The sequence below is a fragment of the Enterococcus raffinosus genome, assembly GCF_001886185.1.
In the GTDB taxonomy this organism is placed as follows: Bacteria; Bacillota; Bacilli; order Lactobacillales; family Enterococcaceae; genus Enterococcus_A; species Enterococcus_A raffinosus.
On record NZ_JXLA01000025.1, the window covers coordinates 18,047 to 44,309 of the forward strand.

Sequence of the window (26,263 nt, forward strand, 5' to 3'; positions counted from 1 at the left end):
GGGGTAAGGATAATGCATTTTACTATTTTTCAAATTATTATGCTGACTGTATTAGCATTTATTAAACATGTTGATTATTATGGGATTCCGATGATCTTTGTAAATTACGCAGTTTTTTGGGGATTATTCACAGGGATTTTGATGGGTGATATAAAAACAGGTTTGATAGTTGGCGGTACAGTTCAATTGATGTCATTAGGAGTTGCCGGTTTTGGTGGCTCATCTGTACCGGACTATGGAACGTGCGCAATTATTGCAACGGCATTTGGTAGCCAGCTTGGAGTAGAAGCCGGATTAGCAATAGGACTACCTGTAGGTATGTTAGGGGTGCAACTAGATGTAATTGTCAAAATCTTAAATGGTTTTGTTGTTCGCAAATCACAGGAATATGCGAATAAACGAGAATTTAAGAAAATGAATAGTGTTTTGTGGTTGGGGCCAATTTTCTTTGGTTTATCTGCAGCAATTCCAGTATTTATTGCCGTTACTTTAGGACAGTCTGCTGTTAATTACGTTTTGGATGTTTTACCTAGTTGGTTTATGGATGGGCTAACATTAGCCGGAAAAATGTTGCCCGCTGTTGGTATTGCGATGTTGTTACGCTTTATGCCTACAGGTCGATACATTAGTTATTTACTTGTTGGATTTTTCTTAGCCGCTTTTTTGAAGGTACCTATTATTGGAGCGGCGATCATAGGATTCGCCTTAGCATTTAATGTGTATCATCGAGCTGAAAAAGATGCACAAATCACTGCTTCTGCGGGAGCTTCTGATGGTGGGTTTATTGGGGAGGATGAATAAAATGAGCGAAAAATATCAAGTAACGAAAAAGGATCTTAGGAAAGCGAACTATCGTTGGTTGATGTCAGTTTGTACCTTTAATTATCAAACACAGCAAGGTGCATCTGTGACTTACGCATTGTCACCTATTTTAAGAAAATTATACAAAGATGATGATGAGTACATCGAAGCTTTAAATAATCACTTTCAGTATTACAATACACAGCCTTGGCTGGCAGCTATTATTTTAGGTGCTTGTGTTGCAATGGAGGAAAAGCAAGGATTAGAAGCAAAAGATGCGATTAATGACTTTAAAGTTGGCACGATGGGTCCAATTGCTGGTATTGGGGACTCTCTTTTGATGACGATGATCCCAACTATCATGGGATCAATTGCGGCTTATATGGCTTTAGAAAATAATCCTGTAGGAATCTTTTTATGGTTCATTTTAATCATGGTAATCTTCTTTTTCCGAATGAGAGGCTTTGAATTTGGTTATAAGCAGGGAATGAAGATTGTTACTGAATACGGTGAAAAGATTAATTATTTAACTGAAGCTGCTTCAGTATTGGGGCTAACAGTAGTTGGATCATTAATTGCTTCAGTTATCAGTGTTTCAACGCCACTTAAATTCACTTTTGGTGAAGTTAGTATGAAAATCCAACCAATGTTGGACAAAATTTTACCAACATTAATTCCAGTAATGATTACTGCTGCAGCATATTATCTACTTAGTAAGAAAAAAATCAGTATGACCATTTTGATTCTACTCGTTATTGTTTTTGCAATGGTTATGGCTGCATTTGGAATATTAGCGTAAAGGAAAAGGATTTGAATTATGAGAAGATTGATCATTGCTAGCCATTCAACACTAGCTGAGGGTTTTAAAGAGACACTAGAGTTTTTAACAGGTATGCATAATCAAATTAGTAGCTTATGTGCATATGTCGAAGAAACTGATGATATAGATGAACAAATTAAAGAGTTAGTGGAGACTACAGACGAAATAATTGTTTTAACTGACATGGCTGGAGGAAGTGTAAATCAAAAGTTTTTTACCTATATTTCTGACAGAGTACACGTAATTTCAGGAATGAATCTTCCCTTGGCAATGTCAATCGCTTTGCAGTTAGGAAATGATAATTTAGATATTGCAGCAATTATTGCGGAGGCACAACAACAAATCATCTATATGAATAATCAAAAAAGTGAAGAAAAGATAGAGGACGAATAAAATGAATTATTTAAATAATGTATGGCTCCACAAGGGAGAGGAAAGTAGAACTATTTCACCGGAAAATAAAAATGGTGAAAAAGGGAAAGCGGCAATGACAGCGAGTCATCTAGGAATCGGGAGAAAAGGGTCACCTTCTGTTCCGATAAATGCTGGAGAGACAATTACTTTAGCAGAAATGGAAGGCCCTGGAATTTTACGTCATTTTTGGATGACAGTGACAGACAAAACAATCGCTGGGAGTTTCGTCTTACGTGATTTAATTTTGCGTATTTATTGGGATGATGAAGCTACTCCTTCTGTAGAAAGTCCATTAGGAGATTTTTTTTGTAATGGGTTTGGGACAAGATGTGAAGTGAATTCCTTACCAATCGTAGTGAATCCAACATCAGGGATGAATTGCTATTTTGAGATGCCATTTCGAAAAAAAGCTAAGATTACTTTAACAAATGAACATCCTGAGTTTATTAAGCACATTTTTTATACATTTAATTATGCATTGACTGAAGTACCGGATGATGCGATGTATTTTCATTCTAAATGGAACCGTGAACCTATCACGACAAAAGGAAAAGATTACACCCTTATTGATGGAATCAAAGGCACTGGGTATTATGTAGGAACCTACTTTGCTTTGTGCGCATTGGAAAGATACTGGTGGGGGGAAGGAGAATTTAAGTTTTATATAGATGGAGATGAAGATTTCCCTACAATAACATCTACAGGAGCAGAAGATTATTTTGGCGGCGCTTGGGCTTTCCATAAAAAGAACTTTGGAGAAAGGGCATATGCTCAAAATTTTAATACGCTATTTATGGGCTATCCTTTTCAATCTAAAAGAGATCACACCCGGGATTATTTTAGTGCTGGAAAACCTAATCCAAATCCAGTTCATGGTTTTGGCGATGATGCTTTACCGATGCATGGGTTGTACCGCTGGCATTTACCCGACCCCATTAGTTTCAAAGAAAATTTACGTGTTACTTTCCAAACTCTAGGAAATGATGACATCAAGCTTTATGAGCGTCAAGACGATATTTCTTCTGTTGCCTATTGGTACCAAAAGGAACCACATGAGTCTTTCGAAAAACTATTAGACAGGGAAGAACGAATTCCTAGATAAAAGGACGGTGGGGTAAGAAATGTATGGCTCAATAGAAGCAGGTGGGACTAAATTTGTTTGTGCCATTGGCAATGATGATTTAAAGGTTTTAGAAAGAGTGAGTTTTCCTACAACTACACCGGATGAAACAATGAGTTTGGTAATTGATTTCTTTAATCACTATAAAGAACAATTAGAAAGCATTGGAGTAGGGTCATTTGGACCGATTGATATCCATCGTGAATCAAAGACTTATGGACATATCACCTCTACTCCAAAAACTGCTTGGAAAAATTTTGATTTTGTTGGAACGTTGAATAAGCATTTCGAAATTCCAATTGCTTGGACAACCGATGTGAATGCTGCTTGTTACGGGGAGTATGTTTCAGGTCATGGAAAAGGTTTATCCAGTGTTGTTTATTACACTGTTGGAACTGGAGTTGGTGGAGGAGCTATACAAGATGGGATTTTTGTTGAAGGGTTTAGCCATCCAGAAATGGGGCATACGTTAGTTAAGAGACATTCAGGAGATACTTTCTCTGGTGCTTGTCCTTTTCATCATGATTGTCTCGAAGGGTTGGCATCTGGACTCGCTATCGAGATGCGTACGGGAACCAAGGGACAAGATCTTTCTATAGAAGATCCGTTCTGGGAAATCGAGGCGGATTATATTGCACAATGTGCCTATAATACGACTCTGACGCTTTCACCAGATATTATAATTTTTGGTGGTGGTGTCATGCAACAAGAACATTTGAAAAAGAAAGTACAAAGACGTTTTTTAGAACTAATTAACGGCTATGTCAATACGCCAAATATCGAAGAATACATTGTCACACCTAAGTTAGCAGATAATGCAGGAACTATAGGATGCTTAACTTTAGCAAAAGATGTTAGAATCAATTCTTAAGCAAAAAGTATTAGTCAATAAAATGCTTATGAAGTCTGATCAACTTAATGTGGTCGGGCTATTTGTATTCAGTAATATCATTCACTTACGATACGGGGAGCCGTATCATAAATGATGATATTTTTTGATTTTCCGCGGTATGATAGGCTTTATAGCACATTAAATAGATAAAAATGGATCGAAAAGGTAGCTTATGACAGAAAAAACGAGATGCTATACTTGTTTCAGCATTAAAGAAAATTTTGAATCTGATGATATCGTGAGCTATTTGAACTTGCAGCCATTCGAGCAATGGCGGATCGGTGACGAGAAAAAGAATGGAAGAAAATTTGATTTTGTGGCATGGAAATTTGGACTTTGTGACGAATACGATGTTTTTGTCGAAAATCAAATGCATTGTACACTAAAAGAATTAAAACCTAAAAAAAATAGTTACTAGGGCGTGTCTGAAAAGTCGTTTGTAATAGAAATATATTCACGATTTCAATTTTTTTGCTTGAAGTTTATCCGTTTTAGAGAACTATAGAGAGAAACTGCTAATGGTGTTATAAAATTGTTATCTAAATTTTAGTTATCAGACACTCCCTAGTATTACAAGCATTACGAATATGGTATCATATTTAATTATTGAATGATTTATCATGTGATTTTTGTGAATCAATACTATATATGAAGGAATTTATTTAAGAGTTAAAATCCGTTATATATTTGATCCTATTGGACTAATTTTATAGTTCAATAGGATTTTTTCAATATTTCAACAGTTCAAAGAGAGACTATTTATTAATAGACTTCTTTCCAAACTGATAGCTGCTTAGCTCAATAATTCGTAATTATAAATACCCGCAATCAAATTCATTCGCAACGTAAATCTAGACCGTCGATTGCGAACCTTTCCTTTTATCGAAAGATAAAACACATCTTTAAAAGTTTTATTCTTTTTCACGTTATTCTTAAGTCATATGCAAAAGTGTAAATAGAATTAAAGGTAGTGTCATATTCACCGATAAAAGTGAAAAATTTCTTAGCTAGACTGTCTAATTGTCTTAACAAGCCCACCTTTAGTTGAAAATAATGGTAAAAAAGTAATTGTAAAGATGTTCTATAAAAAGCAAATAGGAGGAAAATATGAAAAAAAAAGTAGCGTTAATCACAGGCGGAGCACAAGGGATCGGCAGAGAAATTGCCTGCCATCTAAGTAAGGATGGCTATGATATCGCAATCGTTGACTTAAAAAGTCAAGCTGAGGGTGCGGAAGAAACAGTGAAATTGGTGAAGGAAAATGGACAAGAAGCGAAATTCTTTCCAACAGATGTAACAGATCAGCAGCAGGTATTTACAGCAGTTGATCAAACAGTGGCTCATTTTGGTACCTTAACAACGATGGTTAATAATGCAGGAATTGCCAAAGTGGATGAAGTTGTCAGTGTTGCTGAAGCTGATTTGGAAATGAGTTTTAAGGTGAATGTGTTTGGCGTATTGTATGGGATTCAAGCAGCTGGTAAAAAGTTTAAGGAATTAGGTATTCCGGGAAAAATTATCAATGCCTCTTCCATTGCGGGAATGAAAGCCTTTCCGATCTGGTCAGTCTATTCAGCAACGAAGGCAGCAGTTATTTCTTTTACCCAGTCAGCAGCATTAGAACTAGCGCCTGACAATATTACTGTTAACAACTATGCACCTGGCGTAGTGGGCACAACGGATATGTGGGAGGAGATTGATGCAAAAATGTCGCAAATTAATGGTAAGCCGATTGGACAGAACAAAGCCGATTTCATTAGTCAGATCCCGCTAGGCAGAACAGTAAGGCCAGAGGATGTAGCGAAGGTTGTTTCCTTTTTAGCCAGCAGCAAAGCGGATTATATTACCGGGCAGACAATCGTAGTGGATGGCGGCATGTCATAACTTAAGAATGAAGCAGCTATCGCTTTGATTTACTCGGTATTCGATAGCTGCAGCAGTACTTTATAGTAACTTTTGGAGGGGATTGAAATGATTACTTTATACAGAATTGATGATCGGGTTATTCATGGACAGACTATGATTCAACTTTTTCCTAATTATCCATGTGACGGGATTATTATTGTCGATGACAACATTGCACAAAACAGTCAGCTTTTAACCATTTACAAGCAGGTAGTACCGGATACCGTTAAGCTTTTATGCTTTTCGGTTGAGAAAGCAGCTAGGAAGCTTCCAGAGGCAGCAGCCTCCAACAAAAAATATATCATCATTTTTAAAAATATTTTGACGATTCAAGCACTGTTTGCTGCAGGGTATTCAATCAAAGAGACAATCAGCGTAGGAACAGCCAGTAAAAAAGCAGATGCTAAGGATGTAATTAAAGGATTTGCTCTTAATCAAGAGGAAGTGGCAGCATACAATGACTTAGATGATCAAGGTTACAAATTTTCAATCGTTCCGATGGGGGGACCAAAGAAGAGCAGTACATGGAGTGAAATCAGAAACAAAATGTAAAGGAGTGTAAACAATGACAGTTATACAGTGTTTGTTAATATCAATTTTCTGTGTCATCAGCGGGAATGAGTTTCCGCTATACGGCTCACAGTTTGGCTGGTATGTGTTGGGACGGCCATTAATTGGCGGATTTATTTGCGGCATTATTTTAGGTGATGTAGCGGGTGGTATTCAATTAGGGGTAGCTGTTCAATTGGTCTATTTAGCAGTGGTCACACCAGGCGGATCTATGCCGATTGATTTATCCTTTGTCTCCTACCCGGCTATGGCGATTGCCCTAGCTTCTAATATGGATAGTGGTTCTGCGATTGCTTTAGCCTCTACCATTGGTGTACTGGGCTCATTTGTTTGTCAGTTGGATTTTACAGTAACGTCATTTTTTCACAAAATGCAGGACAAAGCCATCGAGGAGGTTGACTACAACAAATACAATAAAGCCTACTTAGTCTATCCTCAGCTGCTTAAATTTCTAATCAGAGGAGTACCTTGCTTTTTGGCGGTTTATCTAGGTGCTAAATATGTTGGTAATTTTATTGATTCAATGCCGCAATTTGTCCAAGCAGGACTTCTATCCTTGGGCGCAGTTTTACCAGCTGTTGGGATAGCCACACTGTTAACTCAAAGTGTTCGGAAAAATGAATACATCTTGTTCTTTTTGGTCGGTTTTGTTGGAATTGTATTTATGAACCTGAATATTTTAGGTTTAACTATTTTCGGTGGAGCCTTGGCATTCTTATATTACAAATCAAGTTTCTCAGAAGGAAATGAAGCCCCAAGAGAAACCAACTTTGATGAGGAGGTATTGTAGCAATGGAAGAGACAAAAATTCAGACAGTTACTCAGGAAAAACTGACAAAAAAAGAACTCAATGCGATTTGGCGTCGATTTGCTTGGTCCTTCCCAGCAGCGGCTTCGTGGGAACGTATGCTAGGGATGCAGTATTCTTGGTCGTTAATCCCTTTATTTAAAAAGTTTTACAACAAGGCCGGTCAGGCTGACGGAATGCGCAGACATTCCACCTTTTTTAATACCGAGAGCGTGTTTGGCAGCGTCATCTGGGGTGTTATTACGGCGATGGAAGAGCAAAAGGCGATAAATAATAATGTCGATGATGATTTGATTGAAACAACGAAAATCAGTTTAATGGGACCGCTGGCCGGTGTAGGAGATGCGATGAATCCTGGCATGATTATCCCACTGCTGCTTTCAATTGCGATTGCTTTTTCAGAAGGTGGAAGTCCTTTAGGGGCAATCTTTTACATGGTGACTTATACCGCGATCGTTACAATCATTATGAAATTTCTATTTTTTAAAGGCTACGGTTTAGGTGTAAATGGCATCAATACGTTAATTGGCGAAAAAGCCAATAAAATCAAAAATGCCATCATCCTTTTTGGAACGATGATTATGGGTGGTGTCGCAGCTAGTTATGTCAATCTGTCACTTACCTTGGCTATTCCAAGCGGGAATGACCAGGTCATGGTGCAGGATCTTCTAGATGGTATCTTCCCTAAAATTGTTCCGTTGGCTTTGGTTTTGGGTACTTGGTGGGTTATGAAGAAGAAAAAAATCAGTACACTGCAAATGATTTTGATCTATTTAGTGGGGATTTTCGTTCTGTCCTTCTTCCGCATCATCGGCTATAGTACGGGACATCATGGGTGATCATATGACAAAAATTTTAGTATTATCCCATGGAAATTTAGCCCAGGAGCTGTGCAATGCCTGTTTCATGATTGCCGGAGAGCAGGAGTTTATTACGAGTATTTGTTTAAATGAAGAAGGGCTTGAATCCTTTGAAACCAAGTTGACTAGTTATTTCTTGGAAAACAAAGAAGAGCCCTTGATCATTTTATGTGATTTGCTTCATGGGACCCCCTACAATCAAGTGCTGATCAAGGCGTTGGATCTTGATCGTCTAAACTACCAATTGGTCAGCGGGGTCAATTTGCCGATGCTGCTTGCTTTATGTATGGCTTTGCCGCAGGAAGCAGATAGTTTCAAGTGTTTGGAGCAAGCAGTTGCTGAAGCGCATAAAGGAATTTCAATCAATCATTCGATAGAAACGAGTTGTTAATCAATGGAAAAAAAGCAGGAAGTATTCATTATTGGTGCCGGAAGATTAGGCAAAGGATTTATTGGCGAAGTATTTGAAGCGGCCAATTGGCGGGTCACGTTTTTAGACAAAGATCCGCAGGTTGTAGCGGCTTTAAACCAAGGCCCTTACCAAGTAGAAATCTCAACAACAGAAGAAATTTATACCCGAGAAGTAACCAATTATCAGACCTTTTTAACCGACGACAGTCATCCAGAAAGCGACAGCTTCTTAACAGCTGATGTGGTGATGGTTCCGGTTTACCCAGAAGATTTACCGGAAGTATTTTCCTATTTGCTGGCTGATTTTCAGCTGATGCGTCAACAAGCAGCTGACAAAAAGCTAGATATCATTTTGTTAACCAATCAAACGTATTTGGTACCGAAAATGTATCAATATTTAAAGGATCAAGTGGACGCTGCTTTCTATACTTGGATTGAAGACCACATTTTTATTAAGGATGCGATTATTCGCCGTTCTACTGATGGCACTTCGGCATCTGCAAGGAAATTATTCAGTATGGCAGCTGCCTCACTGTTAATTGAAACACCTTTACATGCGGACTTGGCTGCAGTGAACTGGATGGAGCCAGCAGAAAATGTTCCGTTGTTAAAGGAAATCAAAATTTATACCTTGAATGGTCCTCATGCGGCAACCGCATTTATCGGGCACTATACTGGATACAGTGATATTCCAAGCACGGAAGCCGATCAAGAGAACCTGCGTTTTATTCAGGAAGTAGCAGAAGAGATCAACCAAGCGTGTATAAAAGAATATAACTTAACGCAGGAAGAATTAACGCGGCTTTCAGCGATTCCGAAACTAAAAGGAGAGGTGCCAGACAGTATTAGACGCGTCGCCTTTGATCCGATTCGCAAGTTGTCCTTGAAGGATCGTCTGTGCGGCCCTATCTTACTTTGCGAAAAGCATCAACTCCCTCATTCAGCTTTGGACAAGGCGGTTGCTTTAGGCTTTAAATACAAGGACGAAGAAGATTCCAGCTCGCTTGAATTGCAAAAGCTTATTGCTGATTCAGGGATCGCCCAGGCAGTAGAGGAAATAACAGGGCTTGATCCTCAATTAGTGGCAAACATCGTCAAAGAATACGAAAAATTATAAGGGGAAGGATGGGACGTGATTTGTTCCATCCTGCACTCGTTTTTAGGGAAAGGTGAAGAATGGGCAAAATAGCTTTATAATAATAGTAGAATCTATCAAGTTTGGAGAAGGGCTATGGAAAACTATTTAATCGCAACCCACGGAAATTTGGCTAAAGAACTGATCAATACCTTGAAGCTGCTGTCAGGCGAAGCGTTGGAAAACTGTCAGACTCTTTGCGCCTATACTGAAGATCGAGACCCAGAGACTACCATTCGAACCATGATTGAACAATTAGGCGATGAGCAGCAACTAGTTGTTTTTGCGGACATGTTCGGCAGCAGTGTCAGTAATTTTTTTATGGAGTATCAAACAGACCCGCGCATTTTCCTAATCACTGGAGTGAATGTTGATTTGTTGATCAATGTGATTTTACTGAATCAGGAGCTACCGCTAGTGCAGCGTATTGAAGAGGCAATCCAGCAAAGCAGGGATCGGATGCTGCTGATTATGAAGGGGAAAAAAGATGAGTAAGTACATTTTGGTTGATTATCGGCTGATTCATAGCCGGATATTTATTAAATGGCGCAAAAAAATCGGCTTTAATGAACTGGTTGTCTGCAATGATCAGCTGGTGTCCAACTTTATGAAGAAGGCGACGTTTCGAGCGATTGTACCAAAGGATCTTAAGGTGACCTTTGTTAGCCATGAGGAGTTGAAGACCTATGAACTTGATGAGGACAGTGTCTTGCTGGTGGCAACCTTCAAAGAAGCAGTAGACTGCTGTCAGCTTTTTCCTGAGCTTGAACATATGGCTCTTTTAGCTGTGAAGGAAGAACAGTTATGCGAAAAAAATGTTGAGGAACTGGAGTCGCTAGTTACGGAAAAATTAAAAGCTGTGCTGGGGAATAGAGAAATGGTACTTTGTTTTGATTTCGATGACCAGCTTTATTGATTGGGGGGAAGAAACGTGGCAGATGTAAGGCAAGAAATATTAGAATATTTAAAAGCAAAAGAGTATAAATTGGATAAGCTGGGAGCCGAGGATTTAAAAGATTTCACGACAATTCATATCGCTAATTCCTTGTGTATCAGCCGTGGATTGGCCTCGCAATACTTGAATAGTTTGTTTAAAGAGAAGAAACTGGTAAAAATTCAATCAAAGCCGGTGTACTTTTTAGAGGTTTCATCGGTTGAGCAGTTCTTCGGTCTGACTGTCAAAAAGAACATTTTCGATGGGATTGAGGAATTTGTCGACTATTTAACCAATGAACGAGATGCTAAGGAAGATTTCTACGAAGCCATTGGACATGATCTCAGCCTTGCTTATCCGCTGTCCCAGTGCAAAGCGGCGCTGGAATATTCAGAGGAGGGAATTCCCTTTATTCTGCATGGCGCTAGAGGGACAGGTAAAAGCTTCATCGGTTACCTTATCTATAAATATTGTCTGATCAAAGAACTGATTCCCCCCAGCAGCAAGATGCTCATCGTCACCTGTAAAAACTTCGACAAAACCGCAGCTACGATCGGGATTGAAGAAATCTCCCCAACGTTAAAACGAAACGCGAAGCTGAAAAAGGTTTCGGAAATAGCCCAAAATTTGTCTGAGCATACGCTGATTTTCTTTGATGATTTGGACTACTTGGATCACTTTACTCAATATTTGCTGCTGAATCAGTTTACGAAACAATTTCGCATGTTTGCTTCAGCCCTTCAAATTGAAACCATGAACGAAGCTGTACGGAATCAATTCCCCATTTCCGTTGAACTGCCGTTGCTGGAAAATCGTTCACTGGTAGAAAAGAAGCAATTTTTACGGACAGCGATGTTTAACGAGGAACGCAAACTGAAAAAAAGTCTTAAGATTACGCAAAGTGCCATGAATTTTCTGCTGCAGGCCGCCTTTGAAGGAAACCTGATTGACTTTAACAATTTGCTTATTTCCAGTGCCGTGTTTTCTAACAGTGACAGCAGCCAGGAGATCATCATCAATCGCATGTCTTTACCCAATGAACTCCCGATCAATGAAGCACTCGGTATTTCTCCGGGTAATGAAGAGGTGTTGTTAAGTCCCAATGACATTGTCGTGGATAATTTTGCGGAAGTGCTCAGCAGCTTTAGTAAAAAGCTGTTTCGGCAACTGACTCAGCAGTTGAATCACAGCTTTGATGAAGAAGCGTTTGTCAAACAAGCCTATGGCACTTATGCCGAGCTGGCGGATTATTTGATTTACGAGCAAAATTATAATAATGGTAAAATCAATGCGCTTCAGCATGCGATTACTGAACTGTTTACTCAGTTCAGTACCGCCAACCGAATCATGATTCCGGCCAATTTTATGGTTGTACTAGCTAGGTATCTTTTTTCAAAATATCAATTGAAAAGCTCTGAGGCCGGGGGTTTTACTGATGAGCAAACCAATCAGATAAATTATTATCTAGAGATTCATTTCAAGGATCAGAGTTATCTAGCAGAAGAATTGCTGATTAAGCTGGAAAGTGCCCTGAATCTAACGTTGGATAGTACCGATAAATTATTGCTGTTCATCAATATTGCCCGCTACAACACTAACATGGTCATCAACCGGAATTTGTGCTTCATCATCTGTCATGGCTATTCGACCGCTAGTTCGATAGCAGATGTAACCAACTCAATTTTAGGAAAAAAAATATACACCCCTATTGATATGCCAATTGACAGCAATGCCCAAGACATTTTAAAAAAATTGTATGATTATTTGTCGAAGTATCAACAGCTTTCCTATGAACGCATTGTCGTTTTAATTGACATGGGGTCTTTGTCCGAAGTAGGGGTAATGCTGAAGGATTTCGCTGACGCTAATATTTATCTGATTGATAATGTAACTACTTCGCTGGCTTTGGAAATTGGACTGCATGTTGGACAAAACACGCTGATGGATAAAGACATGGAAGAAATCTGTGGAGCTTGTACCTGTAAATATGTGAAATTTGAATCTGGCAAAAAGAAGGATGCTGTATTGTTTATTTCCGACATCAACAGCAACATGGCCGAAGAGTTCTCGCTGCTGTTCAAGAAAAGCCTGCCAGTATCCAGCGATATAACCATTGCACCGATTGACAGCCGGGTGGTCAATGACCGAAATCTTTGGAATGAGACGAAAGAAGAGTACAATGTTCTATTCATTTCAGGAATGAGCAATCATAAGATTAATGATGCTGAGTTTATTCCGATTGAAGAAGTAATCACGCAAGAAGCGCTAGAAAAGGTAGAGCAGATCTTTCAAACTAAGTCCAGTATGTCAAATGAAGAAATTGAAATTTTCCAAAAGAATTTGGCGAAATCCTTTTCCTTGGAAAATATTATTGAGAGTATTACATTTCTCGACCCTATCAAATTGTTTCATTTGGTTGAAGATTCTATTTATCAGCTGGAAATTCATTTGGCACAGAAATTTTCAATTGGAACTAAGATGGGACTGTACATTCATGTAAGCTGTTTGATTGAAAAGCTGGTAACTAAGCAGCGGGTTATTTCATATGAAGGCATTCCTTCACTAGCTGATCCGGCGATGGAACAAAAAATAATGGATAGTTTTATGAATATCAAACGAGCCTTTGATATTGAAATCCCAAAAAGCGAGATTGATTACATCGCTTATTACATTTATGGTTGATGGAATAAGCAAACTTTAACAAGATAAATGTTCATCTTAGTTTATATTTTAGGTCTCAAAATTCTATCAAGGAGAAAGAAGAAAAGGGGATTTTGGATCTAGTTCAAATGAATATTAATATTTCACAATGTAATAATCATCACTGGTAGGAATCTTGAAATGAGAAATCTACTTTTTTCAGCTCTTTGGCATATAGGACTTATAGAACAAAAGAAGAACATCTAAGGTAGGATTGCTTTTCTACTTTAGATGCTTTTTATTTAATAGACATTCGAGCCAATTTTATAATTCGACAACCAGAGATTAAATACGAATTATTTCGCTGATTAACATTTTTTAGTTTATTCCATCACTGTATGTTCGATTTATTGTCATTTTTTTAAAGCTTATGAATTCGTATGCGAAGCGCTTTAACGCTTTAATATGAGTGCACATTTCTATTTCGACATTTGAATAAGGTAACTCTAGGGCTAATAGAATGATTTTCCCTCAGACTTAGAAATTATAGTGCTCTTTTTCCAATAGTTTTAAACTAGAGCTCAATAAAGCTTCTCTAATATTGTAAAATCTATTTCAACAAAATTATGTCTATCAGTAAAAATGGCTGTTTTGCTCTACGGGGCCTTATTACTTCTCAAGACGTTCTTGCTATAATATGATCAGCCCCAGTGTCATTATCTCCTAAATGGTTAATTAAACTTTTTTGAAATTTTCCATCAGAAAATGAATCATCATATTCTCTTACTCCTATTAAGAATGTCCATTCTAATTGTAAAGATATGATAATCATGGGTGATATTACCGCTTGTAAATACTTATATAACGTTTAGTTTATTTGCTTTGAAAAACATTCGAAAATTAGCGATTAAGCCCACAACTCAACTGAAAGTTGTTTCTTAACTACTCATTTTAAATTAAAAGGAGAAGATTTCTAGAAATTCTTGAAGCAGATCCATACATGACTATTTCTATCTGTCATTTGCACCATTATATTTGTTAGTTGAGTCATTTGTGCTGATTATTCGAAATCTAAATACAGATTAACTTGTTACATCAATTCTAAATAAATGCAAAACAATCAGAAGAATCGTAAATATATTTGAAAAATAATAGATAAGTATGTCACACTAGCTGTATTTTTCCAATTGATCATGTATAGATATTTCTATAATTGTTTATGGTTCTAATTCATTATCATTTATGACTAAAGTTTGCTTTGTTTTTACTCAAACTTATTTTTCAGAGACTCCTTCATGGTAGATAAAAAACAGGAAAACGTAGGATTTTCAATTACTTTGTTAACCAATTTTTCACTTTGTAAAAAGGTCGTCAAGTAATCCCAAAACTGTAATTCTTTCGGATTATTTTTTGCAATCGAAACTAACAGTATGATTCGAACAGAGTTTTTTTTATCCCATAGCACATCATTTTTCAAAACAACAACAGAAACAAATGTTTCATCCGAATTAGGTGTTAAAGTATGTGGTGTGGCAACTCTATTTCCAAAATAAGTGCTGACCATCTCCTCACGAGCATGAACAGACTCGCCAAAACTCTTATCCAATTGATATTTGTCTACTGCCTTTTCAATTACTATCTTTAAAGCTTCTTCTTTAGATGAAGCTTCTCCATAAAAAAAACAATCCTTAGTAAATTTGCTCAAAATAGAATTATAGTTTGTATACCCTTGAATTGCCAATTCTATTTTGCGTAAATCTTGTTCGGTGGGAAATATATTGATGCTAGGTACGATATTCTGATATTTTTCAAGATAATCTTCAGTAGTAAATACAGCATCATATTCATTGACTTTAATAGTAGAATCGATCATTTGTGGAGCAACGAAGTCGATCACTTCTAATTGATTGGGCAGCCAATTAAGTATTTTATGCTTCAATAGAATAGTTTCTGACTTTCGTAATGAAGTTAGAATCAATATTTTCTTTCCCACAGAAATAGATAAGTAGTTTTCCATTCCATAATTAAAGTAGAGTGTTAAAAACGACGTTTCATCTTTAGATACTACAAAATTGAATTTTTCTTTGATTAATAACGAGAAATAGAGTGCAATATCATATGCTTGAGGAAACGACTTTTCTATTTCTGAATGAAGTGGATTTTTCAATTGAGTGCCAGATTGAATTCGATAAAATAATGGAACTAAATGCAACGCTAGTAACAACCTTAAATTATCTACAGAATCAAAATTAATTGAGAATTTCTGATAAATGGATTCAAAAGCAATATCAATAAACTGATTTATATCTTCTTGAAGACGATTATTTCCTGTGTAATCGAGTTTCCCTAAAATAATTTGTGTTAAAAGATTGACTTCGTTTATGTAGTATTCATCTTTCATTGTATGAGTTGGAATGAAGGATGAGAGAATTTCATCTGCAATGGTATACTCATCAGTTGAAGATAAGTCTTGATCGAATGTTTGCTCGATGAAGTGAAAACTTTGTGTCCTCTGCAAAGATCGAGATACATGAGCAGTAATATTTAACAAGGTTTCCTCGTTAATTCGGTATTTATACTTAATGAAAGTGTCGGCTACAATTGTATAAATTTCATTTGTTTTTTCAGGGAAACGTTGCCCTAATTTATAGTCAAGTCCGATTTTTGCGATACAAGTTCGTTTATTCAATTCACTTCCCTTAATTTTGTATCCTAAATTTGTTTTGTATTCAAGTTTTAACTGATATTTTGCAAGAATTTTTTTCGCTTCAGTTATATGATTATAAAGAGTGGTCTCACTAATGAAAAATTTTTCTGTTAAATAATATTTACTCACATAGTCAGACTGATCCAGTAAAAATTTAATAATTGAGTTAGCACGATTATATGTATGATCATTTGAAAGCGGGGGCCTTTTTTTTATAAGAGCTAAGTCTTCCTTAAATTGTGTTCTATCTAAAATTGTTAATTTCGTTCCTTTACTAGGTAAGGTTTCTAATTGAAAAGAAGGGTGCAATTGGCTAAACTCTTTTATCGATTTTAACTCAGTCAAAATAGTTCGGATGCTGACATTAAAATTTTTTGCTGTTTTTTTTGCAGTAATATAATTGTCTTTATTATGAGTATAGTACTCTAAAATTTGAGCTTGTCTCGTTGAAAGTTTCATTGTTTATCTCCTCCACTTCTTATTCATAGTATTAGTATATAGTATTTTTTTCTTTTAGAATTCATTAAATTGCAGGAATATTCCTGCAATTTAATGAATTTTTTTTTGGTATTCTTTGCAGGAAGTCCATGCAAAAAGAATGAAGAAAACTTGATTTGTTGAATGATATAGTAGGTCTATAAACCAAAGCGGTTATTATAAAGCATCTAATAAAAGTAAAGGAGGTATGACATTGTTTCCGATAGTAATTGCAACACATGGAAATTTAGGAAAAGAGCTTATCGAAACATCAAAATTGATTATGGGCGAGCAAGAAAAGTTGTTTTCTCATTGTCTTCATCAAGGAGATGACTACACACTTTGGAGACAAGAACTACAGGCCATTTTGAAAAAATTAAATAAAGACAAAGGAGTACTCGTACTGACAGATTTATTTGGAGGGAGCCCTTCCAATTCGGTCGCACGCTTTTTAGAAGATCCCAGTATTGAATGTGTAACTGGTGTCAATTTACCAATCTTATTGGAAGCTTTAAATACTCGTGAACAAACTAATAATTTGGAAGAAGTTAAACAACAGTGTATTGATTCAGGAAAAAATAGCATTTTTGATTTGTTTCTTTTTTTAGATCAGCGTATCACAGAAAGTAAGAAGTAAGTATATTGGGATTTATTCTTACAATGGAAAAGAGGAGAGAACATTGGGAAATATCAAACTTGTACGTATTGATAGTAGACTGATTCATGGGCAAGTAATCACTAAGTGGATTCCTATTACAGGATCAAAGACGGTGATTATAATTGATGATGAATTGTACAAAGACGATTTTATGGGACAGATTTATGCATCAGCAGCTCCTAAAGGAGTGAAATGTTCAATTTTAAGTGTTAATGAAGCAATAAAAAGACTTCAAGAAGACCGATTGAGTGAAGGGAATACTATGATTCTATTCCAAGATATTGAAAATTGCTATCAAGCGTTTAAAAAAGGCTTTACATTCAATGATCTTCAATTAGGAGAACTTCCTAAAAAAGGGGAGAGAATAAATGTTTTTAAAGCTATTTCTTTCGATTTGAGCGAAGCGCTAAAACTGAAGGAAATTTCAGATTCTGGAGTGGATGTTGTACTTCAGCCAGTTCCTGAATTATCAAAAACAAAACTAGAAAAAGTTCTTAAGCAGTTCAAATTGTAATAAATAAGAAAAATGGGGGGGGAATTAGCATGAAATTGGTTATGTCAATTATTGCGGGATTATGGTATTGGATTGGTCTTTCTAGACCAGGATACACATTACAGAATTTTATTATCCAACCGTTAACAATGTCTGTAGTTTTTGGTCTGATTTATGGTGATGTAAAATCTGCTTTAATCATTGGTGCAGGAATTGAAATGGTATATGTAGGATTAGTTCACACTGGGGGAAATGTTTCTGTAGATGAATGTTTGGCAGGAGTTATAGCTATCCCATTGGCATTAACTTTAAATCTCAGTGCTGAAACAGCAATTGCGCTTGCCGTTCCATTTGGACTTTTGGGAAGCTTAATGGATCAGCTGAAACGATTTATTAATGGTTATTTTACAACGTTAGCTGATAAGTATGCTGCTGAAGGAAATGCCAAAGGAATAAGAAATTGTGCATGGGTTTATCCAGTTATTGTCGGTTTCTTTTTGAGATTTCCACCAGCTTTTATTATCAATTTTTTTGGAGCCGATCTTGTTCAGAGTGCTCTTGACTCGATGCCAGTATGGTTAACTAATGGAATGAGCGTTGCTGGTGGTGTGTTACCAGCACTGGGCTTTAGTATTTCCATGATTGTTATTGGGAAAAAGAATTACATTCCATTCTTTATCGTCGGTTTCTTTTTAATCCAATATTTCGAAATCTCGATTATCGGGGCAGCAATTTTCGGGGTCTGTATTTCATTGTTAATCGTATTGCTACGCAGAGAGAGCAATCTTAAGGAAGGTGAGGCATAATGAAAAATCAAGAAGCTGAAGTATCAACACAAAATGATAGTGGGAAGGTGGATAAACTTGACAAAAAAACTTTGAATCGAGTATTCAATCGTTGGTATATGACTTGTGAAATGTCAAACTCATTTGAGAGGTTACAAACTGTTTCTTTTTGCTATAGTATGATTCCAGCACTAGAAAAATTGTTCACTACACCTGAAAGTTTTAAAGAAGGTTTGATTCGACATATGAATTTTTTCAACACGGAGGCTATTTGGGGGACCCCTATCCATGGAATTGTAGTAGCGATGGAAGAACAAAAATCCAACAATGAAGATATTCCAGATCCGGCGATTATGGGTTTGAAAACAGGATTGATGGGACCATTAGCAGGGATTGGGGATACACTGACTTGGGGAACAATCAAAACCATAATTTATAGTATTGCCATTACATTCGCAATGGAAGGGAATATACTAGCTATCTTTATTGCTGCGCTCTTCCCAATTGTCACTTACTACATCTCTAAAGTCTTATTTCACTTAGGTTATTCTGTAGGAAAAGATTCTGTAAAAAATCTTTTGCAAAGCGGATTAGTTCATGAGTTGATATCTGGAACAGGTATTTTAGGATTATTCATGATGGGGGCTTTATCAGCGCAATATGTTCACTTGGAAACCCCCTTAAAATTTAATGTAGGGAATGGTAATTCAATAGTACTACAAGATATTTTAGATAGTATCGCTCCTGGAATTCTGCCTATCGCTGTCGTATTTGGTCTATTTTTTCTTGTAAAAAGTAAAAAGGTCAATTACAGTGTGATTTCGCTAGGTACTATTGCAATTTGTATTTTAGGATCTTTTATAGGAATTTTTTAGATTATTAATAAAAAAATTGGAGGAAACATAAATGAAGAAAAGTCTTGTCATTGTAGGTGCTGGCAAAGAAGGTAAAGGAACGCTTGGGGATATGTTTACAGAAGCAGGAAATTATCAAATTACTTTTTTGGACAAAAACCCCGACGTGATTACTTCGTTAATGAATAATAACAAATATACTGTTGAAGCTTATTATTCAGATCGAAACGAGAAACGAGAAGTATCAAATTATCAGTCCTACTTACTTGATCAAGATCATGCGTGTGAAGATGTTTTAGTTGAAGCAGATTTAGTAATGTTAGCCTTGTATCCAGAAGATATTCCAGAAGCAGTGAAATTTTTAAGAAAAGCTCTTAAAATGAGAATCTCAAAAAATCCTGAGAAACTATTGAGCATCGTCAGTTGTACGAATAAAAACCATATTATGCCAGAAATATATCAATATTTTGTTGAGGGATTAACCGAACTTGAAAAGAATTGGTTTGACAAAAATGTTGCTTTAAGAGATATGATTGTGAGACGAAGTTCTAATGCAAAAACAACTGCTGATTTATTCCTGACAACAAAAGTTCTTGAGACATTATTGATTCAAAAACCATTAAATGTCGATATTAGTGATGTAAAATGGATTCAACTTGTAGATGATTTAGAAGATTTAAAAGATATAAAACTTTTTACTCGAAACGGGCCTCACGCTACTTCGGCTTACGCTGGGTATTACAAGGGGTATTCGACAATTGGAGAAGCTAAAAATGACCCAGAGATTGCACAACTAATGGATACTGTACTAGAAGAAACAAAGAAGGCTGTAATGGCCGAATATAATAATCCAGAAGAAAAGCTTGATATTTTTCTTGGTCACCTTGATTTACCTAGTGAAGAAGAGCCCGAATTAATTAGTAGAGTAGGGTTTGATCCTTTGAGAAAATTATATAAGGGAGACCGCTTAACCGGAGTGGCTCAAATTTGCGAGAAGCACAGTTTATCTTATGATGGAGTTGCTAGGGCAATCGCATTTGGCGTGCTCTACGATGATCCAGAAGATGAAAGCGCAACAAAAATGAAGAGATTACTAGAAAAACAAGGAGATGAAGAAGGAATAAGTCAAATTTTAGGATTACCTGCGACAAGTCCTATTACCAAAAAAGTCGTCAACCTTTATCAAAGTCTAAAAAAATGAGCAGACAATATGGATGTTAAAGGGATAATTTTTGATATGGATGGTGTACTGATTGACAGTGAGCCTTTAAATAAAAAATTTAGCGAATTATTTTTCACTGAGAAAGGTTATGTTATTCCTAAGGAAATAGGAAATACTTTTTTAGGAGCTACCCAACAAGAAATTTGGCGTAATATTAAAACTTTGTTTCCCGAAGTTGATACAGACGAATTACAAAGAGAAATGGAAGAAGCTAAAGATAGTTTAAATATTAATTATGAAAGTTTAGTATTCGAAGGGCTACATGAGATGCTGTATTTTTTTAAACAAAAAGACTTGAAGTTAGCAGTTGCCTCATCCACATCAAGTAGTAAAGTAGTTGAAATTTTGTCAAAATGTCAACTACATGATTATTTTGATGTTATAGTTGGAGGGGACACCGTTAGTAGAAGTAAGCCTCATCCTGATATATTTAATTACACAGCAAAGCAATTACAACTCTCAACCAATTCTTGTATAGTTATTGAAGATTCAACTAATGGGATTACAGCAGCTCGTTCGGCAGGAATGCTAGTGATAGGAAAAAAACATGATGTGATTTCTCAAGATATTTCTCAAGCTAACTTTATTTTCAAAAGTTATTTTGAATTATTGAACAAGATTAAAAGTGATTTGTTCAAAAAATAGTTTCGGTATGAATCCTGATAAATTTTATTATTTTATTGTGTTAACTTAAACGAATACATCAATTATCCTATTGTCGAGACAATCTATACACATATCATATATAGTAGAATCTTTTACTCGAAACATCTAAACACCAGATGTTTCGGGTATTTTTTATGATTAGACAGTTAAAAAAATAGAAAAAACTAGGAGAATATGAAATGCTCCCTGTTAAGTAGACAGGTAAAAAACAAAAATAATATTGTTCAGGAATCGAGTTTATCGATTTCTGTTTTTTATGCGGCTTGCTTTCTGAACTCATTTGGTGAAAGCTCATTCAGTGTTTCAGAGTAGCGATAATTATTGAAGTATCACACATAGCTACACACAGAACTCTTTAACTCATCAAAATTCTGATAACTTTCTTGATAGAATTTCTCTTCTTTAAACGTGCCTCAAAAACGTTCAATTGGTTGATTTTCCAGACAACGTCCATCCATGACTTCTGAAATGACTTGATATATTTCTTTTGGAGAACACAGACTTCTCTTAGTCATACAAAAAAATCCCTATAAAGTAGATTTGGAATTTTTGTTTTTTTCCTTGTCCACTTAATAGAGAGCATATCAATACCTTATATCTTTCTATCTTTTCTTTTTACTTATCAGCAGGTAATTATTTTTGTGGAGGCGGATAATTTATTCAATGCGCTTTCTTCAGCTTCTTTATTGGTGATCAAAGCGGTGATTTCTGACCAATCACAAATTTTGTATAAGCTTTTACGCTCAAATTTTGTGTAATCACCTAAGATATAACGCTTCTCAGAATGGTTGATAATCGCCTGATCGACAAAGACATCTGAGGAAGAAGGACTAGTCGGTCCATCTAAATTACTAAAGCCGTCCGTTCCCAAGAAACACAGGTCCACTTGGATTTGATTGATCTGAGAGACAGTCCATCCGCCAAAAACGGAAGAGCTTCGTTCTCTTAATTCTCCGCCGAAAAGGAAGACCTGATTTTTTGATTTGATCAATAAACTCGCTACAGGGATAGAATCAGTAAAAATCTTATACCCAGATTTGGATGCCAAGAGCTGTGCTAGCTCCAACGTAGTGCTGCCAGTGCCGATGATGATTGAACTGTTATCAGGAATAATCTCTAACGCTTTTTGAGCAATCATTTTTTTGTATTGAGCATTTTCTTTTTCCCGAACCTGAAAGGAATGTTCAATCGCATTTTGTTTTAACGTTGCACCTCCATGACTTTTTACCAATAAGCCTTTATTCTCTAAATATGTAAGATCCTTTCGAACAGTCTCATATGTAACAGAATATTTTTCAGCTAGTTTGCTAACATGGACGGCTCCTTCTTTCATCAATTCTTCTAGAATCAATTCTCTTCTTTCTTCCATTAACAACAATTGAATCACCTCGATTTTATTCTCTACAAGAAATAGCATATCATAAAACCAACTAAAAACAATCTGAAACACAATTAGGTTGGTTTAGATTGGTATTATATTGGCTAATCAAGCGAAAAAACTAATTAAAACCAATAAAAAAGCATTGACACCAATTAAAACCAATTGTATGATGTGTTTGTAAATAAGTAAACGGATTCAGGAAGGGGTTTTATCATGAAAACCAAAATTGCACTCGCTTGTGATGATTTAGGCTTTGATACAAAGGAGGCGTTAAAAAAATATTTGATTGAGGAAAAAAATGCAGAGGTGGTCTATGATCCAGTTCAGGTACCAGAGGACGGAATCAACACATTTGCAAAATTGGCAGATGAAATGTCTGTCTTGATTCAAAAAGATGTCTGTCGCTTAGGGATTTATATTTGTGGGACCGGTATTGGGTTTACTTGCCAAGCAAACAAGCATTGGGGCATTCGTTCAACAGCAGTAACGAATCCATATTCTGCGAAACGCGCACGTTTAAGTAACAATGTTCAAATCATTGGTTTAGGTCTGCGGGTAAATGGGTTAGAATACATGAAGCAGATTGTGGATGCTTGGTATGATGAGCCGTTTGATTTTGAAACTGCTCGAGAAAACTCAAAAAACAATTTGTTGGAAGCAGAAAAAAATGACAATCTATTATTGAAGAAACCAGATCATGTCGCATGGAACATGGGATTCAGACCAGATTAAAGGAGGGAAGCTAGTTTACTAGCGCAAAAAAATGGAATTTATTACACAGTTTATCAATGACTTAGGCAATTTTATTTTCATTCCGATCATTTTTCTAATCTTCATGGTAGCTTTAGGCAGACCATTAGCTGAAGCCATTCAATCAGCGATGAAGGTTGGAATTGGTTTTATCGCTTTATCAATGGTTATTGGTTTTATGTTAGAGAAGATGGAACCGGCAATTACTGGATTAGCAGGCAAGACTGGTTCTTCTTTAGACGCAATTGATGTAGGTGGTGCAGCGACTGCTGTCATGGGCTTCGGATCGAATATGGGAGCCATCATCATACCGCTCTGTGTGGCTATCAATTTGCTATTGCTTGTATTTAAAATCACAGACTGTGTGAACGTTGATGTCTTCAATCTTCATCAGAATGCTTCGATGGGTGCAATCGTTGCTGTTTACTCAGGAAACTTCTTGTATGGTGTATTGACGGCAGGTTTGTTCCACGTTTGGGCATTGATCGCTGCTGATTTAGGTGCAAAAAACAATGAAAAATTCTTTGGTTTGCCACAAGGGGTATCAATTTCTCACCCGGTTGCGAACACCTATTTATTATTTGCGTATCCATTCAACTGGATTTTTGACCGTATTCCTGGGTTACGTAATTTAAACGTAACTGCAGAAACCATCCAAAAACGCTTTGGTGTACTAGGCGATCCAACGGTTGTCGGGTTTATGTTAGGAACATTGCTTGGATTGTTTGGGCTTGACTGGAACAGTCCTTACCACACAATTATTTCTAGTGTTCAATTGGGAATGTATTTAGCTGCTGTTATGCTGCTGTTGCCAAAAATGACATCGATTATGATGGAAGGGTTAGTACCATTATCAAATGCGGCACGTAAAAAATTAGTCAAACGTTTCCCAGACCGCGATATTACTGTTGGGATGGATACTGCGTTGATCGTAGGAAACCCATCAGTTATCTCTTCTGCTTTACTATTGATTCCAGTAATGGTCATTCTTGCCGTCGTATTACCAGGCAACCGCGTGATGCCTTTAGGTGATTTGTCACAATTTGTCTTCTTCATCGCTTGTATGGTACCAGTCTTTAAAGGGAACATCATCCGGACGTGGTTGTCTTCAGTTATCTTGTTCGGTAGCGGATTGTACATTGCTTCTTGGATGACACCAGCTACAAATGAATTATTCCAAAAATTTGGCGCAGGAGCACAAGAAAATGTGATGTATTCTTCATTGAATCCATCAGCCAATCCATTTACCGGCTTGTTTGCGGCAGCTTCTCATATTGGAATCTTCGGCTATATCTTGATCGGTTTACTGTTGATCTCGATCGGCTACCTTTTGAAAAAGAAAGAACGTTCACAGCTTCAAAATGATGTAACAGTGTAGTATATTAAAATAACAATTATAAGAAAGCGGGAATTAAAATGGATAAAAAAATCTTAGTCGTATGTGGAAATGGAATCGCATCATCATCAATCATGGTCTCAGTTTTGGAAGATTACTTAAAAGAACAAGGAATTAGTGGTGTGGATGTACAGAAATCATCTTTGATGGATTGCAACGCGGAAAAATACAATAGCTATGACTTGATCGTTTCTTCAACTAAAATCGATAACCCAGATGTGACCACCAAAGTAATCGTGGGTGCAGGATTACTTACCGGAATTGGTGAAGATGAGATTTTTGATGAAGTAAAAGCAGAAATGGCTAAGTAGGGTAAACGAATGGAAATTTTTGTGAATGATGCTGCGAATAATGTGAAGAGCTATCAGGAGGCTATCCAGTTGTCAGGGGGAAAACTTGTTGAGGCCGGCATGATCGACCCTCAATATATCGATGCTTGTATTGATCGGGAAGCGGATTTTCCCACTGGCTTGCTTTTAGCGAACGGTGAAGGGATCGCAATGCCTCATGGTAATTCAGACTTGGTAAAAAAAGACAGCTTGAGTGTTGTTCGAGCGAAGAATCCGATTGAATTTGGCAGAATGGAAGACAAGGATCAAAAGGTCAACTGTTCCCTAATCTTTAATCTTGCCTTAGCTTCAGGGCAACAGCATTTAAGTATTTTACGAAAACTGATTGGGTTATTTCAAGATGAAGCATTTGTCAAAACCTGTCAAACGGCTTCTAAAGAAGAAGTTCAATCATTTATCGCTAATCAATTAGCAGAATAATTTTTTGACGGATGGGGCATTTACCATCCGTCTTTCTTTAAGAAGGGGAGGATAATGAAAAATGAAATTTTTTAATGAGATTATTGATGAAGTCATGAAGGTTGGAAACGAAATAAGCGATCAGCAGGTTGATGATTTCCTAACGTCAATTCAATCGGCAAAGCATATTTTTTTAGCAGGTGCAGGCCGTTCAGGATTAATGATTCGTGGGTTTGCTAATCGACTACTGCATTTAGGCTATTCAGTGAGTATCGTTGGGGAGATCAGTTCGCCCCATACTAAACCAGGAGACCTTTTTATTATTGGTTCTGGTTCTGGCGAAACGACCAGTTTGGTTAATCAAGCGGAAATTGCGAAAGCGAACGGTGTTTTGATTGGTCTTGTCACTGCGAATGCTGAATCGACTTTAGGGAAATTAGCCGATAGTATCATTGTGATTCCTGCTCAATCTAAACAGTCTGATGCCGCAACTTTGCAACCAATGGGTTCTCTGTTTGAACAAACAAGCTTGTTCCTATATGATAGTTTGGTTTTAAATTTAATGGAAAAAACAGGTGAGACAAACCAAACGATGAAACCACGTCATGCCGATTTAGAGTAATTTTTGTATTTATTATCTGAAAATCCAGTTGCTTGGTTTCTATCAAAATGCCTTGTTTAGTCATTTTGTCGGAGATATTCTAAGTGCCTGGATTTTTTAACTGAGAAATTTTACTTTAAATACTGTTCTTTTATATGATGATAAAGTTTAATATAATGAATATACAGATTGTATTGCTTGTTATTGATCAATG

At 36.6% G+C, this 26,263-nt stretch carries 28 protein-coding genes; 26 read left to right on the forward strand and 2 right to left on the reverse strand.

From position 1 onward, the window contains the following. Positions 1-12: 12 nt before the first annotated feature. The 15 genes from RV13_RS13505 (at position 13) to RV13_RS13575 (ending at position 13,352) form a co-directional block, all read left to right on the forward strand. Complete coding sequence (locus tag RV13_RS13505; RefSeq protein ID WP_060789481.1) at positions 13-801, forward strand: PTS mannose/fructose/sorbose/N-acetylgalactosamine transporter subunit IIC; 789 nt, start codon at positions 13-15, stop codon at positions 799-801. A gap of 1 nt (position 802) precedes the next feature. Continuing rightward, the gene (locus RV13_RS13510; protein WP_060789482.1) at positions 803-1,600 is read left to right on the forward strand and encodes a PTS system mannose/fructose/sorbose family transporter subunit IID; all 798 of its coding nucleotides are present in this window, start codon (positions 803-805) and stop codon (positions 1,598-1,600) included. Positions 1,601-1,618: 18 nt separating this feature from the next. Continuing rightward, positions 1,619-2,014, forward strand: coding sequence for a PTS sugar transporter subunit IIA (locus tag RV13_RS13515; protein ID WP_060789483.1), 396 nt, complete (start codon positions 1,619-1,621; stop codon positions 2,012-2,014). Position 2,015: 1 nt separating this feature from the next. Continuing rightward, a complete protein-coding gene (locus RV13_RS13520) occupies positions 2,016-3,137 on the forward strand; it encodes a glycoside hydrolase family 172 protein (RefSeq protein WP_060789484.1) in 1,122 nt (373 codons plus the stop codon). Between the two features lie 19 nt (positions 3,138-3,156). Then, entirely contained in the window at positions 3,157-4,026 is an 870-nt protein-coding gene (gene scrK / locus RV13_RS13525) for a fructokinase ScrK (RefSeq protein ID WP_060789485.1), read from the forward strand. A 193-nt stretch (positions 4,027-4,219) separates the two neighbouring features. Next, a complete protein-coding gene (locus RV13_RS13530; RefSeq protein ID WP_010747022.1) occupies positions 4,220-4,465 on the forward strand; it encodes a DUF4279 domain-containing protein in 246 nt (81 codons plus the stop codon). 689 nt (positions 4,466-5,154) lie between these two features. Beyond that, positions 5,155-5,931 (forward strand): acetoin reductase, encoded by a 777-nt coding sequence (locus RV13_RS13535; RefSeq protein WP_010747021.1) that lies wholly within the window; start codon positions 5,155-5,157, stop codon positions 5,929-5,931. Between the two features lie 87 nt (positions 5,932-6,018). Continuing rightward, positions 6,019-6,504 (forward strand): PTS sugar transporter subunit IIB, encoded by a 486-nt coding sequence (locus tag RV13_RS13540; protein WP_010747020.1) that lies wholly within the window; start codon positions 6,019-6,021, stop codon positions 6,502-6,504. A gap of 13 nt (positions 6,505-6,517) precedes the next feature. Continuing rightward, the gene (locus tag RV13_RS13545) at positions 6,518-7,312 is read left to right on the forward strand and encodes a PTS mannose/fructose/sorbose/N-acetylgalactosamine transporter subunit IIC (RefSeq protein ID WP_010747019.1); all 795 of its coding nucleotides are present in this window, start codon (positions 6,518-6,520) and stop codon (positions 7,310-7,312) included. 2 nt (positions 7,313-7,314) lie between these two features. Beyond that, positions 7,315-8,169 carry a PTS system mannose/fructose/sorbose family transporter subunit IID gene (locus tag RV13_RS13550; protein ID WP_010747018.1) on the forward strand — a complete coding sequence of 285 codons (855 nt, stop codon included), beginning with the start codon at positions 7,315-7,317 and terminating at the stop codon, positions 8,167-8,169. Between the two features lie 4 nt (positions 8,170-8,173). Then, entirely contained in the window at positions 8,174-8,581 is a 408-nt protein-coding gene (locus RV13_RS13555) for a PTS sugar transporter subunit IIA (RefSeq protein WP_167325167.1), read from the forward strand. Positions 8,582-8,584: 3 nt separating this feature from the next. Further along, positions 8,585-9,718, forward strand: a complete 1,134-nt coding sequence (locus RV13_RS13560; RefSeq protein ID WP_010747016.1) for a mannitol dehydrogenase family protein — start codon at positions 8,585-8,587, stop codon at positions 9,716-9,718. A 114-nt stretch (positions 9,719-9,832) separates the two neighbouring features. After that, the gene (locus RV13_RS13565) at positions 9,833-10,231 is read left to right on the forward strand and encodes a PTS sugar transporter subunit IIA (RefSeq protein WP_010747015.1); all 399 of its coding nucleotides are present in this window, start codon (positions 9,833-9,835) and stop codon (positions 10,229-10,231) included. Continuing rightward, on the forward strand, positions 10,224-10,652 hold the full coding sequence (locus tag RV13_RS13570) for a PTS sugar transporter subunit IIB (RefSeq protein ID WP_010747014.1): 429 nt from the start codon (positions 10,224-10,226) through the stop codon (positions 10,650-10,652). The genes RV13_RS13565 and RV13_RS13570 overlap by 8 nt, the downstream gene beginning before the upstream one ends. A gap of 15 nt (positions 10,653-10,667) precedes the next feature. Next, positions 10,668-13,352, forward strand: a complete 2,685-nt coding sequence (locus tag RV13_RS13575; RefSeq protein WP_010747013.1) for a PRD domain-containing protein — start codon at positions 10,668-10,670, stop codon at positions 13,350-13,352. A gap of 1,222 nt (positions 13,353-14,574) precedes the next feature. Here RV13_RS13575 and RV13_RS13580 read toward each other — a convergent pair. Next, positions 14,575-16,476: a BglG family transcription antiterminator gene (locus tag RV13_RS13580; protein ID WP_010747012.1), complete on the reverse strand. Its 1,902-nt coding sequence runs from the start codon at positions 16,474-16,476 to the stop codon at positions 14,575-14,577. Between the two features lie 226 nt (positions 16,477-16,702). On the opposite strand from RV13_RS13580, the gene RV13_RS13585 reads away from it, so the two are divergent. From RV13_RS13585 to RV13_RS13610, 6 genes are read left to right on the forward strand one after another with little or no spacing between them, the layout of a single operon-like run. Further along, positions 16,703-17,131, forward strand: a complete 429-nt coding sequence (locus RV13_RS13585) for a PTS sugar transporter subunit IIA (protein ID WP_035015713.1) — start codon at positions 16,703-16,705, stop codon at positions 17,129-17,131. Between the two features lie 43 nt (positions 17,132-17,174). Continuing rightward, positions 17,175-17,666 (forward strand): PTS sugar transporter subunit IIB, encoded by a 492-nt coding sequence (locus RV13_RS13590; RefSeq protein ID WP_010747010.1) that lies wholly within the window; start codon positions 17,175-17,177, stop codon positions 17,664-17,666. 29 nt (positions 17,667-17,695) lie between these two features. After that, positions 17,696-18,451 (forward strand): PTS mannose/fructose/sorbose/N-acetylgalactosamine transporter subunit IIC, encoded by a 756-nt coding sequence (locus tag RV13_RS13595; RefSeq protein ID WP_010747009.1) that lies wholly within the window; start codon positions 17,696-17,698, stop codon positions 18,449-18,451. Further along, on the forward strand, positions 18,451-19,305 hold the full coding sequence (locus tag RV13_RS13600; RefSeq protein ID WP_010747008.1) for a PTS system mannose/fructose/sorbose family transporter subunit IID: 855 nt from the start codon (positions 18,451-18,453) through the stop codon (positions 19,303-19,305). The genes RV13_RS13595 and RV13_RS13600 overlap by 1 nt, the downstream gene beginning before the upstream one ends. Positions 19,306-19,336: 31 nt before the next feature. Continuing rightward, positions 19,337-20,485, forward strand: coding sequence for a mannitol dehydrogenase family protein (locus tag RV13_RS13605; protein WP_010747007.1), 1,149 nt, complete (start codon positions 19,337-19,339; stop codon positions 20,483-20,485). A gap of 9 nt (positions 20,486-20,494) precedes the next feature. Next, on the forward strand, positions 20,495-21,151 hold the full coding sequence (locus tag RV13_RS13610) for an HAD family hydrolase (protein ID WP_010747006.1): 657 nt from the start codon (positions 20,495-20,497) through the stop codon (positions 21,149-21,151). Positions 21,152-21,794: 643 nt separating this feature from the next. On the opposite strand, the gene RV13_RS13615 is transcribed toward RV13_RS13610, so the two are convergent. Beyond that, positions 21,795-22,541: a DeoR/GlpR family DNA-binding transcription regulator gene (locus RV13_RS13615; protein ID WP_249024483.1), complete on the reverse strand. Its 747-nt coding sequence runs from the start codon at positions 22,539-22,541 to the stop codon at positions 21,795-21,797. 225 nt (positions 22,542-22,766) lie between these two features. Here RV13_RS13615 and RV13_RS13620 point away from each other — a divergent pair, with 225 nt between their 5' ends. The 5 genes from RV13_RS13620 to hxlB all read left to right on the forward strand — a co-directional run bounded on the left by RV13_RS13620 (position 22,767) and on the right by hxlB (position 26,070). Further along, positions 22,767-23,285: an RpiB/LacA/LacB family sugar-phosphate isomerase gene (locus RV13_RS13620; RefSeq protein WP_010747004.1), complete on the forward strand. Its 519-nt coding sequence runs from the start codon at positions 22,767-22,769 to the stop codon at positions 23,283-23,285. A 31-nt stretch (positions 23,286-23,316) separates the two neighbouring features. Beyond that, positions 23,317-24,681 carry a PTS galactitol transporter subunit IIC gene (locus tag RV13_RS13625; protein WP_010747003.1) on the forward strand — a complete coding sequence of 455 codons (1,365 nt, stop codon included), beginning with the start codon at positions 23,317-23,319 and terminating at the stop codon, positions 24,679-24,681. A gap of 38 nt (positions 24,682-24,719) precedes the next feature. Continuing rightward, complete coding sequence (locus RV13_RS13630) at positions 24,720-25,010, forward strand: PTS sugar transporter subunit IIB (protein WP_010747002.1); 291 nt, start codon at positions 24,720-24,722, stop codon at positions 25,008-25,010. A gap of 9 nt (positions 25,011-25,019) precedes the next feature. Next, complete coding sequence (locus tag RV13_RS13635; protein WP_010747001.1) at positions 25,020-25,469, forward strand: PTS sugar transporter subunit IIA; 450 nt, start codon at positions 25,020-25,022, stop codon at positions 25,467-25,469. Between the two features lie 61 nt (positions 25,470-25,530). Further along, the gene (hxlB, locus tag RV13_RS13640) at positions 25,531-26,070 is read left to right on the forward strand and encodes a 6-phospho-3-hexuloisomerase (protein ID WP_010747000.1); all 540 of its coding nucleotides are present in this window, start codon (positions 25,531-25,533) and stop codon (positions 26,068-26,070) included. Positions 26,071-26,263: the final 193 nt, after the last annotated feature.